This is a genomic window from Acidovorax sp. FW305-C-20-28 (assembly GCF_058783375.1).
This window is the reverse complement of record NZ_JBYSYM010000017.1, coordinates 145,223-157,907: the sequence shown is the minus strand read 5'-3', so window position 1 is coordinate 157,907 and position 12,685 is coordinate 145,223. Positions and strand designations below refer to the sequence as shown.

The window sequence follows — 12,685 nt, the reverse complement described above, 5'->3', positions numbered from 1 at the left end:
TCCCCACCCCTGCTGGCTGCGCCGAGAAGCGCAGGAGCTGGGGTGGGCGTGTGTGCCGAAGGACACACACGCTTCGTCGTCTGGCTCGTCGATGCTGTTTGAGCGGAGTTCGAAGAACGCAGCGAGTTCATCGACGCCCACCCCAGATCCGAGCATCGCAGGCTGCCCCCATTCGCCCGCCAGGGCGAATGGGGGACGCAGACTGGGGGTCGCCTTCTCTTTGGTGACTTTCTCTTGGCGACGCAAGAGAAAGTTACTCCGCCGCCGGGCGGACATCCCGGCCTCCGCCCACAAAACAAGCACCGAAGAACGAAGAGCAGCAAGCCCAGCCCCAAAGCCAGGCCTCAGAAACTCCCCGGAAAAATATTCCCCGGCACCTCCACCACAGCCGCCGTATACCTCAGCTGCGCCCGCATCAACAACACCTCCCCCACCTGCCCCCGCTCCTCACTGAACGCCTCGACCCACACCACCACCGCCTGCCCATCCGCCGAAGCGACCCGGCCCCGAAAGGTAATGCTCTGCCTCAGCCGAGGCCGCCCACTCAGCACCACATCCGACAGGCCCACCAGTTGCACCGGCACCCCGAAATGGCGCCCCGGCAACACAGCGCCCGCCAGATCCATGCGGGCCAGCAACCAGCCCGTGGGCACCTGCCCGCTGGCATCGATGTCCGCGGGCATGGTGATGGTCTTGAGCAAGGTCTCCATGGCGCGCTAGGCCCCCACCCCGAGCAACGCCGACAGCTCCGCCGCCTCGCGCTGCATCACCTGGGCCATCTGCTGCACCCGGGCCGCGCCCAGCTGGCTCGTGAGCCCCACGGCCACCAGGGTGTTCACCAGGCGCCCGCCGGACGACAGCACCGGCACGGCCACGACGGTGATGCCGGCCATGAAGTTGTCGCGGTCCAGCGCCCAGCCGCGCTCGCGGGTCAGCTCCACCTCTTTCTTCCAGGCGGTGTACGTGGGCGCCTTGTCCCACACCACCTGGGCGAACTGGGCCTTGAGCACGGGCCAGCTTTCTCCGCTGTAGGCGGCGATCAGCCGCCCCGTGGCGCTGACCAGGGTGTCGAACTGGCTGCCCACGTCGGTGTGCACGCGAAACGGCTGGTTCGACTGCGAGATGGCCAGCACCAGCACCGTCTGGCGCGCGGTGATCTCCACGCCCATGGCGGTCACGCCGAACTGCCCGGCCATGCGGTCGAGCACCGGTTGCACCAGCTGCGTGAAGCCGCCGCCCTCGAGCACGCTGCGCGCCAGGCTGATCATGCCGGTGCCCAGGGCATAGCGCTTGGTGTCGGGGTCCACGGTGACCAGGTCTTCGGCCACCAGCACGCGCAGGATGTGCAGGCAGGTGCTGGGCACCAGGCCCAGGGCCTGGGCCACGGTTTTGAGCGTGAGCGGCTGCTTTTGCTCGCCCAGCAGCCGCAGGATGGCGATGGACCGCGTCACCGCCGGAACGGGGCGCACGCGCACGCCCTTGGCGGCTGGGGCGGGCTTGGTGGCGGTGGACGAAGGAGTAGCAGCAGCGGCAGCGGCTTTGGAAGATCGGGTGGCCATGCGGGAATGCGGTGTCGGGTGGAACTGCAATCCAGCGAGGGTAACCCCATTTGCATCGGCCCCTGGTGCCTGCACGGACGGCAGGCCGCCGTACAGGGCCATCAGGCTGTGCCGGGCGGGAATCGTGGTGGCGGTGCGCACGTGTGTCTCCTGGTGGTGGTTCTGGGGAAAGGAAAGGAAGGAAGTGGCCCCGGGGCGATGCTGCGGTCAGGGGCTCAGCGGCTTCATCAGCGCCTGGGCGCTGAGCACGGGGGCGTCGTCGCCGTCCACCCGCAGCTCACCGCGCATGAAGACCAGCGAGCCCGTGCGCCTGACCACCTGGGCGCGGGCCTGCACGAACTGGCCGGGCTTCACGGGTGCGGCGAAGTGCGAGTCCATCTGCAGGGTGACGCAGGGCACGCGGCCACAGGCCTCCCAGGCCACCGTGCTCATGGCGTGGTCCACCAGCGTGAGCAGGGCGCCGCCATGCACCACGCCCGCGGGGTTCAGGTGCTGCGGCGCTATGGCAAAGCCATAGGCCCAGCCCTCCCCCTCGCGCCGCGCCCACAGGGGGCCGGCATGGGCGATGAACCCCTTGAGTTCACGCACCCGCCACTCTGCGTTTGTCTCCAAGGCCATGTCTCCTGCGCCGTTTTGCTTTGGCGCTGCATGGCATTGTATATTTTCAACAAAATTGTACTTAGACAATTTCAAGGGAGAGGCAGCGAAGGGCAGAAATGGCCAAACACCCTTTGCCAAGCATCCCCGGTCGTGGGTAGCATGCACACCAGCCACCGCCACAGCCCCACCACCGACCCGCGATCCGAGAGGAGCCCGCCATGCCCGCATCCCAACCCCAGCCCGCCGCCATCACCGTGCGCCAGCGCATCGTGCAGGTCTGCCTGTTCCTGGTCGCGGCCATCGCGGTCTTTGGCGGCACCTTGCAGATGTTCCTGGGCCAGCCCGACACCACGCCCCGACTGGACAACGTGCACCGCTTCATGGCGGGTGTGTATTTGTCGATGGGCTTCATCGCGGCGTGGACGGCCGTCACCATCCGCCAGCAGGGCACGCTGGTCTACCTGATCGCCCTGGGCGTGGCCATGGCCGCCGTGGGCCGGCTGGTGTCGATCGGCCTGGTCGGCCTGCCCGAACCAGCCACCGTCTGGATCGGCTACCTGGTGCCCGAGCTGGTGGTGCCCCTCGTGCTGGTGCTGGCGCACCGCAACCCGCCTGCCGCCCGATGAGGCACTGGCGGCAAGGCAGTCGGAAGTTTCTTTTTTCCCCTACGCGCCGGCCAGGTAGTGCGCCTTCATCGCCGGGTAGTAGTCGCCAAACGATGGCAGTTCCTTGCCTTCGCGCGCGGCGACCAGCATGTCCAGGTAGTACTCCCAGCCCGGCCCCACGTCGCCCGCGAGTTGGCGGTCGCCCAGGTGCTGCACAAAGCGCAGCTCGGTGGTATCGCCCGCCTGCACCAGGGTCAGGCGGATGCGCCACGCGCCCTGCTCGTCCTTCATCGCAACGACCAGCCGGTGCGGCGCCGCGCATTCCTCGATCAGCAGATCGCACCAGGGCTGGCCCTGTTCATGGACCAGTTGCAGCCGCACCGTCTTGCCCGGCCCGGCCGCCCCCTCCCAGCCGCCGAACCACTGCGCGGTTTTCTCGGGCCGGGTCAGGCTGGCCCAGACATCGCCGATGGGCGCGCGAAACCTGCGCACCAGAACCAGATCGTTGCCATCCACATGGCCGGTGGGTTGGGGGTTGCTGCGCATGCAATGGCCTCCTGTGGTGGGTTCGGCTCGGTTCGGATCACCCCCCCGCAGTGGACTACTGCGGGTGGGGTGTAGCATCGGTGCGGGGCCTGGGGCGCTCGCACAGGGCAGTATAGATTCCGGCCCAGAGGATCCGCAGATTGAGCGACACACACCCGATGGTCTTCTTCGCCCACACCCGCCAGGGGTATGAAAGCTACCGCGCCCTCGGCCTGACCGCCACCGTCCCGCTGTGGGTGACGGCCGATGTGCTGGCGCAGGACGAACTGCACGGCCCCGAACTCCGCGGCGCCAACGTCACCGTGTTCACCTGGACCATCGCCCCCGGCGACACGGATGCCGTTGCAGAGGCCATGCACACCGTTGCCGAGCACCACCCCGGCCACACCGTCTGGGCCGAAGGCACGGCCACCCCGGATTGACATGGTGCAGCGGCGCGAAGCCACGCCGGCGCTGGCCGTGCAGGTGGTCGAAATCCTGTGGACCAAGGCCACCCGGGGCGCCCCGCGCTCCAACGAGCGCGCAGCGCTGCCCCGCGCATTCCCCATGCTGCCCTCGCCCACCGAGGGGGCGGTCTTCGTGCTGCAGCGCCACTGCATGGCCGAGTGGGTACAGCAGTTCAGCCCGCGCCTGGAGGAAACCTCCCAGGCACCCGAGGTGCCCCGCAGCCTGGACGTGCTGCGTCTGACCCCGCTGGCGCAGGGCGGCTTTCTGCTGGGGTGGACCGGCACACCGCACGGCGGGCAACCCTGGCGCCACCCCGACCGGTCGGCACTGGAGTTGCTGCCGGGCCAGTATGCGCGGCTCACCCTGAACGCACGACACACCAACTACTCCGGCCAGTACTACAGCGAGACCATCTACCACCTGGCCTGCGGGACACCCGCGACCCCGGAGCGCTTCACCCAGGGCCACCCCGACCACGATCTGGACCTCAAGGCCTACCTCTTTTGAACCGCCAGCACAACTGGCATTGACTGCAGGCCAGCGCCGCCCCGGCCACGCCACAATCGGCCCCACCCCACTCCCACCGCCAAGGACACCGCCCCATGCTCAAGCTCTACCGCTTCACCGATGCCAAGAAGGAATACTGGGAGACCTGGAAGGAAGGCAAGGGCGAGCACCTCGTGCACTGGGGCGAACTGGGCACGCGCGGCGAGTTCAAGACCGTCAAGACCCAGGGCAGCGACAAGGCCAAGGACATCGTCGAGGCCGAGGCCCAGGCCATGCAGGAGCAGGGCTTTGCCGAGATCGACATGGATGAGCATGTGACCCTGCTGGTCGAATACGCCATCGAGGGCATGGGCACCAAAGCAGACATCAAGAAGCGCCACGACCTCGAAGACCGCCTGAACGAGACCCTGGGATGGACGGGCCTGGGCCATTGCGATGGCGGCAGCATCGGCAGCGGCACCATGGAGGTGTGCTGCTTCGTGGTCGATTTCGAGACCGCACGCCGGGTGATTGCCGAGGACCTGGCGGGCAGCAAGAAGTTTGGCGACTACACGCGCATCTTTGACGAGGATGCGGAGTAGCCAGGCCTGCTTCGCCCCTGGCAAACCGCGCTGACCAGCCACTGGCCCCTCCATCGCATCCCCGGATCGGGGGCCTGCCCCATCGTCACGTGATCCTTGCGCAAGCACCCAGCTCAGCCCAGCCCATGGCGCAGGCAACGCGCATCGAATAAATCAGCACCCCTACGCCCACCAGGAAAGCCACCATCCCCAGCAGCCTTGCGGCCATGCCGCTGATCTCTCCCATGGGCGGTCTGTCCTCGATGCCAAACGGTATTCTCCCCCTCCAGCACCAGGCACTCCCCATCAGCATCAAGGAAGCACCCACCACCTTGACCGCCGCAGCAGCCCCCACCAGCTGGTGCGCAGCAATCAGCGCAAGGAACAAAAAGAGGCCCACGTACCCGTCAAACCGGTCCGAAGTCGTAGCTTTTGCGCCTGCTGATTTCATGGCCTGCCTCCCTCTTCTGTGATCTGCGCGCCGCTGGCCTGCAGCCGCCAGCCGTCCAGGCTCCGGTCATCCGGCTCGCCCGGGTCGAACACCCGATACCCGTGGTCTGCGTCCAGCGCCAACCGCCGGACTTTGCCCGCATGGCAGCGCAACTCCAGCGAGCCCGTGGCACCTTGGACATAGGTCCCTGGCTCACTCAGGGCGATCATCCCCGGTTCACCCGGTGCCCGGGTCCACCGCTTCTTCAAGAGGTAGTGCCCGCCGGAGTGGAGCGAGATGTGGACCTGCGCCACGCCCTGCGATCCCGTCAATGCCTGGACGCGCGTGAAACGGCTAGTTCGCCATTCCTCAGCCACCAGCCGGGGTAGCACGTAGAGGAACACCACGGTTCCGATATCGAGCACCCAGGGCAGGGCAAAAGTCCACCCCCGGGCCCCCTGCTGCCAAAGCCACCAGGTCAGCACCAGCGGGCCGACAAAGGGCACCAGCACCGGCGAGAAATGGCCACCGGAGCGCCGCGCCGCCCACCAACTGCACGCCAGGGTGAGCCAGCTGATCAGCGGGAACAGCAGGCCCAGGATCAGGAGTAGGTGGGAGCTCATTGCAGCATTGTCGCGGCCGGCGACACCATGGGCGCCACCTCACCGTTTCTTGAACGGAATCCAGACTTCGCGCTGCACCCACTCGCCATCTGCGTCCTGCACAACCTCCAGGGCGCGAACCCCTTTTTGCCTGGAGATTTCAACGATCCGGCCGAAATCTTTTCCGAGGTAGTCCCCTTTGTAGGCCAGATGGATGTACCCACCGGGATCTCTTATTGCAGCATAGGACTACCTCATGGGCTTGTTGAAATAGATCGCCGCGACCACCAAGGAGTCTCGGTCAAACGCTTCCAGGGACTGGCGCTCTCGCTCGGCAAATGCATGCACCGGGAAAAGCAGCAACAGCCAGACAACATATCGATGGAGCTTCATCTTGCCCTCCAGGCCTTTGCAGTTGTCGTGTCATGGGGCAATGTCGACCCCACGGGGGCCTTCAAAAACGCCCGCCATCCCCGGCCTGCTCGCCGGCCCTACAGCGGCACATCGTACTCGTCCTTGCGGCCCGGGTGGCCGGGGTAGCTGAAGGAGCGGCGGATCCGGAGCACGGTGCGTCCGTCCACGGTGTCCACCAGCACGGTGCAGCCGAAGTGGTGCTCGAACAGGGTGAGCATTGCACCGCTTTGCACGACAAGGGTCGGCTCGGGAGGAGAGTCCGGATCGCTGGGCCGTTGAGAAAAACGAGTGACCCCGCGGCGATCGATCCGTCCCGCGTTGCCCAGTGAGTCGTGATAGCGCCACTCCGCCTCTTGGAACCGCAGCGCGGCCCCGCCGGGCACCGCACGCGCTTGCACGATGGAGCACGCCTGGAGCCCTGGCGGCACAACAGGAAGCTCGGGCGCAGCGTGGGCACTGCCGCACACGGCAAGCACTGGCAACAGGCGCAGACACAGGCGCTGCACTGCGCTGGCCCGGCGCGATGGCCGCACTGCGGCGTCTGTGGTGCCAGGGGGAGGTGGAGGGTGGCGGGTGTTGCTGGCGGAGAGAGTCATGCACAGGGGCTTCATGCGGGGGATGGCCGAGGCGGCTGCCGCTGAGCCTGCACGCGGACCCCGGCGCAGCGCAATGTAGCAGCGCACGCAGGCGGGCGCCAGCACAGAATGGCCAGGCGGCAAGCCCCTCCCTCGGCGCGGCTATGCCGGCTGCAGCTTGCCCTGCTCGCTGCGCCGCGCCGTCATCGCCGTCCCCATCGACGCCGACATGATGAGCGCAATCGCCAGCCACTGGTTGAACGTGAGCACCTCGCCCAGCAGCAGCAGGGCCAGCAGGGCGGCGACGGCGGGCTCCATGCTGATCATGATGCCGAAGGCCTCCTTGGGCAGGCGCTTCAAGGCCATCATCTCCAGCGAGATGGGGATGGCGCTGGACACGGCCGCCACACCCAGGCCCACCAGCAGCACGTACGGCGACAGCAGCGCGGTGCCGGCATGCACCACGCCCACGGGCACCACCACCACGGCAGCGGCCAGCAGGCCCAGCGACACGGAATGCCCGGCATGCAAATGCCCCACGCGCTTGCCGAACACGATGTACAGCGCCCAGAAGGTGGCAGCCGCCAGCGCGTAGGCCACGCCCGTGGGGTCCAGCGTGCTGCCATTCATGCCGCCCAGCGGCAGCAGCATGCCCAGGCCCACCACGGCCAGCGCCACCCAGACGAAATCGATGGCCCGGCGCGAGGACAGCACGGCCATGAGCAGCGGGCCCGAGAACTCGATGGCCACGGCCAGCCCGAAGGGCAGCGTGCGCAGCGACATGTAGAACGTCAGGTTGGTGGCGCCCAGCATGGCGCCGTAGAGCATGGTGGCGCGCAGGTCGGTGCGCGACAGCTGCCAGCGCCAGGGCCGCCACAGCAGCAGCAGGAGCAGGGCCGAGAAGCCCACGCGCACGGCCGTGGTGCCCTGCGCGCCCACCAGGGGAAACAGGTAGTGCTTGGCCCACGAGGTGCCAATGCCCAGGGCCGTGACGGCGCCGAGCACGGCGAGGAAGGGAACGAAACGCTGGTAGCGGTGCAACAGGGACGAAGACGAGGACATGTCTGAAAATATAGTTTGACTGCGGCGTGCTTTTGGCTCGAAATTCATGCTGTTCACGCAACTTTCGCTCGCCAACGCCGCCCAAACCACCCATGCCTGCCCTGCCCGCCCTGGATTCGTTCGACCTGGCCATCCTCGACATCCTGCAGCGCGACAACACCACGCCCCAGCGCGCCATCGCGCAGGCCGTGCACCTGTCGGCGCCGGCGGTGCAGCGGCGCATCCAGCGGCTGCAGCAGACCGGCGTGATCCGCGCCAACGTGGCCGTGATCGACCCCGAGAAGGTGGGCCTGCCGCTGACCATCATGGTCGAGGTGCACCTGGAGAACGAGCGCCCCGACCGCACCGCCCCGCTGCGCGGCCGCATCGCCGCCGAGGCCGCCGTGCAGCAGTGCTACAGCGTGACCGGCGAGGCCGACTACCTGCTGGTGGTGAACGTGGCCTCCATGGCCGACTACGAGGCCCTCACGCGCCGCCTGTTCGAGGGCGACGACAATGTGCGGCGGTTTCGCACCTCGGTGTCGCTGGGGTGCTTGAAGGCGGGCTTGCAGGTGCCGCTGGGTGGGGGTGGCGAGGGGTAGCGAGGGGTAGCCCCGTGTAGACTGGACGCATCGGCCCACGGCGGCCCATGGAGGTGAATGTGCCCGACAGCACGGAGCGGAACAAACCGGTGCCCCCTGCAGGGCGGCGGCATGCGCCCCATGCCATGCCGCAGAAGGCAGCTGCGCAGCCACCCGCGCCGCAAAAGCCCGCGAGCCCCACCGAGCGCATGGTGTGGGCAGTGCTGACCCTCATGGGGGTCGCCACCTTTGCGGGGATAGGGCTCCTGGCGATCTCCGAGCAGATCTCCAGCGGGCGGGACCGATTCACCGGCAGAGAGGTGACCCTGACGGGGTCCCCCGCCACCTGGTTTGGTCTGACGGTGATGGCCTTTGCCCTGCCATTCATCGGTCTCTTCGTTCAACAGCTTCCCCAACGCATGCGCAAGGGCGCGTTCGTGCTGGTTCTTGCGGTGCTTCTGGCTGCGCTGGTGCTCGCGTTCCGGCGCGGGGCCGCATAGCACCTGCACAGGCGGCCGCGGCCCATGAAGATCCGGCCCATCTGGCGCGTCGCCCTGGTGGCGCCTGCAGCCCTGTTGTTGCTGCTGCTCTTGTCCGTGGCCGTGCCCGAGCTCCTGGGGCACCGGTGGAACCCGCATGGGGATGCGATCGCCCTGGTCCTCGCCTTCGCGATCGTGCTGTCGGTGGGAACGCTCATCGAACTGTGGGCCGTGTCCCGCGCCGTTTCGGTGCTGGTGAGAAACCCGCGCCAGCGAACGGCCCGCAACCTGGTGTCGGTCGGCGCCGGCGCCGCCTTCTTGCTGGCGTGCAGCGCCGGGGCGCTTGCCTGGGCTGCCACGGCCGGCCCCTGACCGCGCCGGCCGGAATCGCCCGCAGCGGGCACTGGGGTGATAGTGTGCTGTCCCGCAAGTAGGTGGCAAAACTAAAACCGATGGGTTTCGCGCCATGGCAAGGCGCAAACCGCAGCGATAGCGCGTGCTATCGCGAGGATTTGCAACGCCGCCATGGTGTGAAAGACACGGTTTTTGTGCCACGTATTTGCGGGACAGCACACTAGATGGCTACACCGCAAGGCCGCCAGGCCCCACGGGGTGCGCGGCGGCCTACCAGGCATCCGCCGCAGGCGTGCCCTGGTGGTAGATGAGCTGCCACCGGCCACCGTCGAGCACCCAGACAGAGGAGCGCAGGGTGTGGTTCTCCAGCGTGGCGTCTGGCCGGCGCAGCGCCGAGCGGTAGCTCAGCAAGGCGATGCCCGGCCCCAGCGCTTGCAGCGCGAAATCATCCGAAATGACCGGGGGAAAAGCCACTTGCTCGCCCAGAAAGCGCACCACGGTCGCCCGGTCGTACGGTCGTCCCGAGCGGCCCACTTCATGAAAATCGGGGTGCAGCAGTTGTTCGAGGCGCTGGGTGTCGCAGCGCACGCCGGGGTGGTGCAGTTCCACCTCGAGCGCCTGGAGGGTGGCGAGGAGTGTGTTGGTCATTGGCGCGGATCTTCACCTTCTGAGGCCGGCGGCATCAGCGGCGCCACACGGCCCACCATACCTTGCGGGTGCCCGCTGCGCGCGCCGGCGTTTGCTGCGCCGCGGGCTCTGGGTCTTGCTGCAATACGTCGCACAGATCTTTCCTCTTCACGGCGATGAGTTTTTTCAGAATGTCCGGGTCGCTGCCAGCATACCGAATGCAATGCAGCTCAGACACCTCGGCCGCATGCACCATGCCGTCGGCCTCCTGCGGTGTGGATGGCTGCTTGCAGACATAGCAGTGCCCGTCCGCGCCGAATGCGAAGTGCCCGGGCGCCTCGACGAATGGGATCTCACAACTGGTGCAGCAGCCATCTTCGACGTAGAAGTCTCCTGGCACGTTGCTGGTGTGCCGGGCGTGCGGGATTTGCGGGGCATTCATGGGGTGTTGCTGCGAGGCATTCCGCAGCGCCTGGGCCATGGACAGGCCGCTGCGGCGAGGGCCCTGGCGCAAACCGCACTCACTGCGGCGTCCCCCGCATGAGCCGCTTGGTCGCCGCGCGCTGTGCCACCAACGGGTTCTTCTCGGTGGCCAGCTTCAGGTCCCTCTCGTACCGGTCGTTGACCTGCAGCGTAGTGCTCAGGCCGCAGGCGCGGGGCATGAAGAGTTCGCCGATGTACACCGTCTCGCCCGCAGTGACTTTGAATGCATAGGCAGGCGTCTTGACAGGGGTGACGTAGGGATTGGCCACCCAGGGCGACACGTAGTACTCGCCCGCCGGCAATGCCAACGCGCTGACCTGGCCATGGTGCGTGGAGAACTCGCTCTTGTTGGTGTACGCATCGACCGGGATCAGGGGCACCGAGTCGACCTGCTTGCGGGTGGCCGCTTCGAACACCTTGAGGAAGGTGACCAGTGAAACACAGGTCTCTGGCGCTCCGGTGCTCAGGATCACCACACCCGACCTGTCGGACGCAAAGGCCCCGCTGGGGATGGATGCGACAGACGCGGCATTGGGCTGAGAACCGCAGGCGGCGAGCAGGACAGACGTGACCAGAGCGGCCGCAAGGGTGGGAAGTTTGAACATGAGGCAGGGTGGCGCGAGACAAGGGGGCTGAGGTGATCGGGATGATAAGGGCCCAGGTCGGCGCGACCGCTGGCGCCCCCGTGGCCGCGCTGTGCCCGCCGCAAGCCATGCCCTGCGGCATCATCCCGCCTGGCCAGGTGCAGGCGGCGCACCCGACAGCACGGGCTGCAAGTCTGCGTAGGAGCGATCATGGCCGGGCTCTTCGGGAAACCGCCCCGCGCGATCGGGCCAGACCACCTGGGCAATGGGGAACTCCTGCCCATGGAAGCGGAGCCCGAAGCCGAAGTAGCGCTCCAGGTGCATGCCATGCAGGGGCTTGACCTGCAGGCCGAACTTTCCGCCCACGTCGTGAAGCTGGCTGAACACCTTGAACTCGGCCCCCGCTGCAACCTTCGCGGTGATGGCGTTCAGAAGGTCCGCAGTGAGGTCGGTGGGCAGGCCGAACACAATGAGTTCAGGGTGCTTGAAGCGCGACCACAGCCCCACCGTATAGGCGAAAGGCGGGTCTTCGTCCCCCACGGCGATCACGGAGCAGCCGTGGTTGGCGATGTCCTTGCGAACCCTTTTGATGAACTTGTCCATGGCGGTAACAGGCCCTCGTCGATGGCGGCAGTCTAGCTGCTCGGCGACAGGCCCACTCAGCCCCCGGCCGGCCCCAGCACCCCATTGCAATAGCGGTGGCCCCCCAAACGGGTGTTGGTTGCACGCTGTGCCATCGACCACAATCCACCACCGGTGGAGGGCCGGGCCCGCCCTGCCGCAGATGGAGGATGGCCGCGCGCACCGACTGCCTGACCGGAATTCCAGATCATGACGATGATGTTGACGGCGATAGATGGACAAAGACCCGAACGCAAAGCGCTGCGCGTGGAATGGGTTATGCTAGCCAATGTGCTGCTGACATCGGTCTTTGCCGCCGTGGTGCACGCCTACCCGGCCATCGGGGTGGCGTTCTGTGATTTCTACTACCCGATCGCCCTCTACCAGGACACCCCCAACCTGCACGTGAGCTTCCGCATGGCGGTGTACGTGTTCTCGGTGCTGACCACGCCCGTGTTCATCGCCGCGATCCTGTGGCGGGGGTTGGTGTTTGCCAAGGTGCGGGGGCCTTCTTCTTTGTTGAAGAGCGCCCGCTGGAAGGCCGCACTGCTCCTGCTGGTGGTGGGGCCCGTCCTGTGGCTGGGGTACCCGCTCTATGCGCTGGGCCAGGATGCCCTTGCCGCCCACCCGGTCACGTACGTCCTCATCACCGCGCTGGCTTTTTCGGCCACCCATCTTCTGGTGGGTGTGGTCAGGAGGTGATGCATGCACGTGCAGGGCGCCGCCAACCCCTACTGGGCCCGGCTGGAAGCGGCCTTGTCCGATACCTCGGGGATCATCGTTCCCAAAGGCGAGGACGAGACCGCGTATTTCGAGAAGCTGCGGGCGAGCATCCGTGCGCACGCCACTGCGCCTGATCGGGTGTCTGCCACGGTCGTGGAGCCTGGGTTTCGGCACCGCGCAATCGGCTCCCGGATCTCGGGCTACCTGCTGGCGAAATCAGCAGGCTACTGGCTGGTCTACGAGCCCGAAGAAGACGAGTACTACTGCTTTTGGGGCGCGGATTCGCAGAGCCTTGGCGCCTACGGTGTTTGCGGAAATCCGCTCTATTGCTGGTGGGATTGAACGCG

At 67.0% G+C, this 12,685-nt stretch carries 22 protein-coding genes; 9 read left to right on the top strand and 13 right to left on the bottom strand.

Going from position 1 to position 12,685, the window contains the following annotated elements; all coding sequences use genetic code 11:
- Window positions 1–344: 344 nt before the first annotated feature.
- The 3 genes from AC3WOH_RS20045 to AC3WOH_RS20035 all read right to left on the bottom strand — a co-directional run bounded on the left by AC3WOH_RS20045 (window position 345) and on the right by AC3WOH_RS20035 (window position 2,177).
- The gene (locus tag AC3WOH_RS20045) at window positions 345–701 is read right to left on the bottom strand and encodes a hypothetical protein (protein ID WP_492231080.1); all 357 of its coding nucleotides are present in this window, start codon (window positions 699–701) and stop codon (window positions 345–347) included.
- A 15-nt stretch (window positions 702–716) separates the two neighbouring features.
- Window positions 717–1,700: an IclR family transcriptional regulator gene (locus tag AC3WOH_RS20040; RefSeq protein ID WP_492231079.1), complete on the bottom strand. Its 984-nt coding sequence runs from the start codon at window positions 1,698–1,700 to the stop codon at window positions 717–719.
- Window positions 1,701–1,766: 66 nt separating this feature from the next.
- A complete protein-coding gene (locus AC3WOH_RS20035; protein WP_492231078.1) occupies window positions 1,767–2,177 on the bottom strand; it encodes a PaaI family thioesterase in 411 nt (136 codons plus the stop codon).
- Window positions 2,178–2,377: 200 nt separating this feature from the next.
- On the opposite strand from AC3WOH_RS20035, the gene AC3WOH_RS20030 reads away from it, so the two are divergent.
- Window positions 2,378–2,785: a DUF4345 domain-containing protein gene (locus tag AC3WOH_RS20030; protein WP_492231077.1), complete on the top strand. Its 408-nt coding sequence runs from the start codon at window positions 2,378–2,380 to the stop codon at window positions 2,783–2,785.
- A gap of 39 nt (window positions 2,786–2,824) precedes the next feature.
- On the opposite strand, the gene AC3WOH_RS20025 is transcribed toward AC3WOH_RS20030, so the two are convergent.
- On the bottom strand, window positions 2,825–3,310 hold the full coding sequence (locus tag AC3WOH_RS20025; RefSeq protein WP_492231076.1) for an SRPBCC family protein: 486 nt from the start codon (window positions 3,308–3,310) through the stop codon (window positions 2,825–2,827).
- A gap of 140 nt (window positions 3,311–3,450) precedes the next feature.
- On the opposite strand from AC3WOH_RS20025, the gene AC3WOH_RS20020 reads away from it, so the two are divergent.
- From AC3WOH_RS20020 to AC3WOH_RS20010, 3 genes are all read left to right on the top strand, one after another.
- Window positions 3,451–3,732, top strand: coding sequence for a hypothetical protein (locus AC3WOH_RS20020; RefSeq protein ID WP_492231075.1), 282 nt, complete (start codon window positions 3,451–3,453; stop codon window positions 3,730–3,732).
- 1 nt (window position 3,733) lies between these two features.
- Window positions 3,734–4,264 carry a hypothetical protein gene (locus tag AC3WOH_RS20015; protein WP_492231074.1) on the top strand — a complete coding sequence of 177 codons (531 nt, stop codon included), beginning with the start codon at window positions 3,734–3,736 and terminating at the stop codon, window positions 4,262–4,264.
- Window positions 4,265–4,359: 95 nt separating this feature from the next.
- On the top strand, window positions 4,360–4,845 hold the full coding sequence (locus tag AC3WOH_RS20010) for a hypothetical protein (RefSeq protein WP_492231073.1): 486 nt from the start codon (window positions 4,360–4,362) through the stop codon (window positions 4,843–4,845).
- A gap of 85 nt (window positions 4,846–4,930) precedes the next feature.
- Here the strand turns inward: AC3WOH_RS20010 and AC3WOH_RS20005 are convergent, their stop codons facing one another.
- The 5 genes from AC3WOH_RS20005 to AC3WOH_RS19985 form a co-directional block, all read right to left on the bottom strand.
- Complete coding sequence (locus AC3WOH_RS20005) at window positions 4,931–5,275, bottom strand: hypothetical protein (RefSeq protein ID WP_492231072.1); 345 nt, start codon at window positions 5,273–5,275, stop codon at window positions 4,931–4,933.
- Complete coding sequence (locus tag AC3WOH_RS20000; protein ID WP_492231071.1) at window positions 5,272–5,877, bottom strand: hypothetical protein; 606 nt, start codon at window positions 5,875–5,877, stop codon at window positions 5,272–5,274. The genes AC3WOH_RS20005 and AC3WOH_RS20000 overlap by 4 nt, the downstream gene beginning before the upstream one ends.
- Before the next feature lie 39 nt (window positions 5,878–5,916).
- Window positions 5,917–6,093 carry a pilus assembly protein PilP gene (locus AC3WOH_RS19995; protein WP_492231084.1) on the bottom strand — a complete coding sequence of 59 codons (177 nt, stop codon included), beginning with the start codon at window positions 6,091–6,093 and terminating at the stop codon, window positions 5,917–5,919.
- A 254-nt stretch (window positions 6,094–6,347) separates the two neighbouring features.
- Window positions 6,348–6,488, bottom strand: a complete 141-nt coding sequence (locus AC3WOH_RS19990; protein WP_492231070.1) for a hypothetical protein — start codon at window positions 6,486–6,488, stop codon at window positions 6,348–6,350.
- A gap of 519 nt (window positions 6,489–7,007) precedes the next feature.
- Window positions 7,008–7,907 (bottom strand): EamA family transporter, encoded by a 900-nt coding sequence (locus tag AC3WOH_RS19985; protein WP_492231069.1) that lies wholly within the window; start codon window positions 7,905–7,907, stop codon window positions 7,008–7,010.
- A gap of 92 nt (window positions 7,908–7,999) precedes the next feature.
- Here AC3WOH_RS19985 and AC3WOH_RS19980 point away from each other — a divergent pair, with 92 nt between their 5' ends.
- From AC3WOH_RS19980 to AC3WOH_RS19970, 3 genes are read left to right on the top strand one after another with little or no spacing between them, the layout of a single operon-like run.
- Window positions 8,000–8,488 (top strand): Lrp/AsnC family transcriptional regulator, encoded by a 489-nt coding sequence (locus AC3WOH_RS19980; RefSeq protein ID WP_492231068.1) that lies wholly within the window; start codon window positions 8,000–8,002, stop codon window positions 8,486–8,488.
- Between the two features lie 59 nt (window positions 8,489–8,547).
- Window positions 8,548–8,967, top strand: a complete 420-nt coding sequence (locus AC3WOH_RS19975) for a hypothetical protein (protein ID WP_492231067.1) — start codon at window positions 8,548–8,550, stop codon at window positions 8,965–8,967.
- 24 nt (window positions 8,968–8,991) lie between these two features.
- On the top strand, window positions 8,992–9,318 hold the full coding sequence (locus tag AC3WOH_RS19970) for a hypothetical protein (protein ID WP_492231066.1): 327 nt from the start codon (window positions 8,992–8,994) through the stop codon (window positions 9,316–9,318).
- Between the two features lie 252 nt (window positions 9,319–9,570).
- Here AC3WOH_RS19970 and AC3WOH_RS19965 read toward each other — a convergent pair whose 3' ends face one another.
- From AC3WOH_RS19965 to AC3WOH_RS19950, 4 genes are all read right to left on the bottom strand, one after another.
- Window positions 9,571–9,948, bottom strand: a complete 378-nt coding sequence (locus tag AC3WOH_RS19965; RefSeq protein WP_492231065.1) for a nuclear transport factor 2 family protein — start codon at window positions 9,946–9,948, stop codon at window positions 9,571–9,573.
- 34 nt (window positions 9,949–9,982) lie between these two features.
- Window positions 9,983–10,369, bottom strand: coding sequence for a hypothetical protein (locus AC3WOH_RS19960; protein WP_492231064.1), 387 nt, complete (start codon window positions 10,367–10,369; stop codon window positions 9,983–9,985).
- Between the two features lie 79 nt (window positions 10,370–10,448).
- Window positions 10,449–11,015: a hypothetical protein gene (locus AC3WOH_RS19955; protein WP_492231063.1), complete on the bottom strand. Its 567-nt coding sequence runs from the start codon at window positions 11,013–11,015 to the stop codon at window positions 10,449–10,451.
- 120 nt (window positions 11,016–11,135) lie between these two features.
- Window positions 11,136–11,597 (bottom strand): DUF4262 domain-containing protein, encoded by a 462-nt coding sequence (locus AC3WOH_RS19950; protein ID WP_492231062.1) that lies wholly within the window; start codon window positions 11,595–11,597, stop codon window positions 11,136–11,138.
- A 228-nt stretch (window positions 11,598–11,825) separates the two neighbouring features.
- Here AC3WOH_RS19950 and AC3WOH_RS19945 point away from each other — a divergent pair, with 228 nt between their 5' ends.
- On the top strand, window positions 11,826–12,317 hold the full coding sequence (locus AC3WOH_RS19945; protein WP_492231061.1) for a hypothetical protein: 492 nt from the start codon (window positions 11,826–11,828) through the stop codon (window positions 12,315–12,317).
- A gap of 3 nt (window positions 12,318–12,320) precedes the next feature.
- Window positions 12,321–12,680, top strand: coding sequence for a hypothetical protein (locus tag AC3WOH_RS19940; RefSeq protein ID WP_492231060.1), 360 nt, complete (start codon window positions 12,321–12,323; stop codon window positions 12,678–12,680).
- The last annotated feature ends 5 nt before the right edge of the window (window positions 12,681–12,685 follow it).

Excerpts from the sequence above, each read along its gene's own strand:
- AC3WOH_RS19965 (WP_492231065.1), bottom strand. The coding sequence starts at position 9,948 with ATGACCAACACACTCCTCGCCACCCTCCAGGCGCTCGAGGTGGAACTG.
- AC3WOH_RS19940 (WP_492231060.1), top strand. The coding sequence starts at position 12,321 with ATGCACGTGCAGGGCGCCGCCAACCCCTACTGGGCCCGGCTGGAAGCG.
- AC3WOH_RS20000 (WP_492231071.1), bottom strand. The coding sequence starts at position 5,877 with ATGAGCTCCCACCTACTCCTGATCCTGGGCCTGCTGTTCCCGCTGATC.
- AC3WOH_RS20025 (WP_492231076.1), bottom strand. The coding sequence starts at position 3,310 with ATGCGCAGCAACCCCCAACCCACCGGCCATGTGGATGGCAACGATCTG.
- AC3WOH_RS20030 (WP_492231077.1), top strand. The coding sequence starts at position 2,378 with ATGCCCGCATCCCAACCCCAGCCCGCCGCCATCACCGTGCGCCAGCGC.
- AC3WOH_RS19990 (WP_492231070.1), bottom strand. The coding sequence starts at position 6,488 with ATGCTCACCCTGTTCGAGCACCACTTCGGCTGCACCGTGCTGGTGGAC.
- AC3WOH_RS19985 (WP_492231069.1), bottom strand. The coding sequence starts at position 7,907 with ATGTCCTCGTCTTCGTCCCTGTTGCACCGCTACCAGCGTTTCGTTCCC.
- AC3WOH_RS19970 (WP_492231066.1), top strand. The coding sequence starts at position 8,992 with ATGAAGATCCGGCCCATCTGGCGCGTCGCCCTGGTGGCGCCTGCAGCC.
- AC3WOH_RS20005 (WP_492231072.1), bottom strand. The coding sequence starts at position 5,275 with ATGAAATCAGCAGGCGCAAAAGCTACGACTTCGGACCGGTTTGACGGG.
- AC3WOH_RS19945 (WP_492231061.1), top strand. The coding sequence starts at position 11,826 with ATGACGATGATGTTGACGGCGATAGATGGACAAAGACCCGAACGCAAA.
- AC3WOH_RS19950 (WP_492231062.1), bottom strand. The coding sequence starts at position 11,597 with ATGGACAAGTTCATCAAAAGGGTTCGCAAGGACATCGCCAACCACGGC.
- AC3WOH_RS19960 (WP_492231064.1), bottom strand. The coding sequence starts at position 10,369 with ATGAATGCCCCGCAAATCCCGCACGCCCGGCACACCAGCAACGTGCCA.
- AC3WOH_RS20010 (WP_492231073.1), top strand. The coding sequence starts at position 4,360 with ATGCTCAAGCTCTACCGCTTCACCGATGCCAAGAAGGAATACTGGGAG.
- AC3WOH_RS19980 (WP_492231068.1), top strand. The coding sequence starts at position 8,000 with ATGCCTGCCCTGCCCGCCCTGGATTCGTTCGACCTGGCCATCCTCGAC.
- AC3WOH_RS20015 (WP_492231074.1), top strand. The coding sequence starts at position 3,734 with ATGGTGCAGCGGCGCGAAGCCACGCCGGCGCTGGCCGTGCAGGTGGTC.
- AC3WOH_RS19955 (WP_492231063.1), bottom strand. The coding sequence starts at position 11,015 with ATGTTCAAACTTCCCACCCTTGCGGCCGCTCTGGTCACGTCTGTCCTG.
- AC3WOH_RS20035 (WP_492231078.1), bottom strand. The coding sequence starts at position 2,177 with ATGGCCTTGGAGACAAACGCAGAGTGGCGGGTGCGTGAACTCAAGGGG.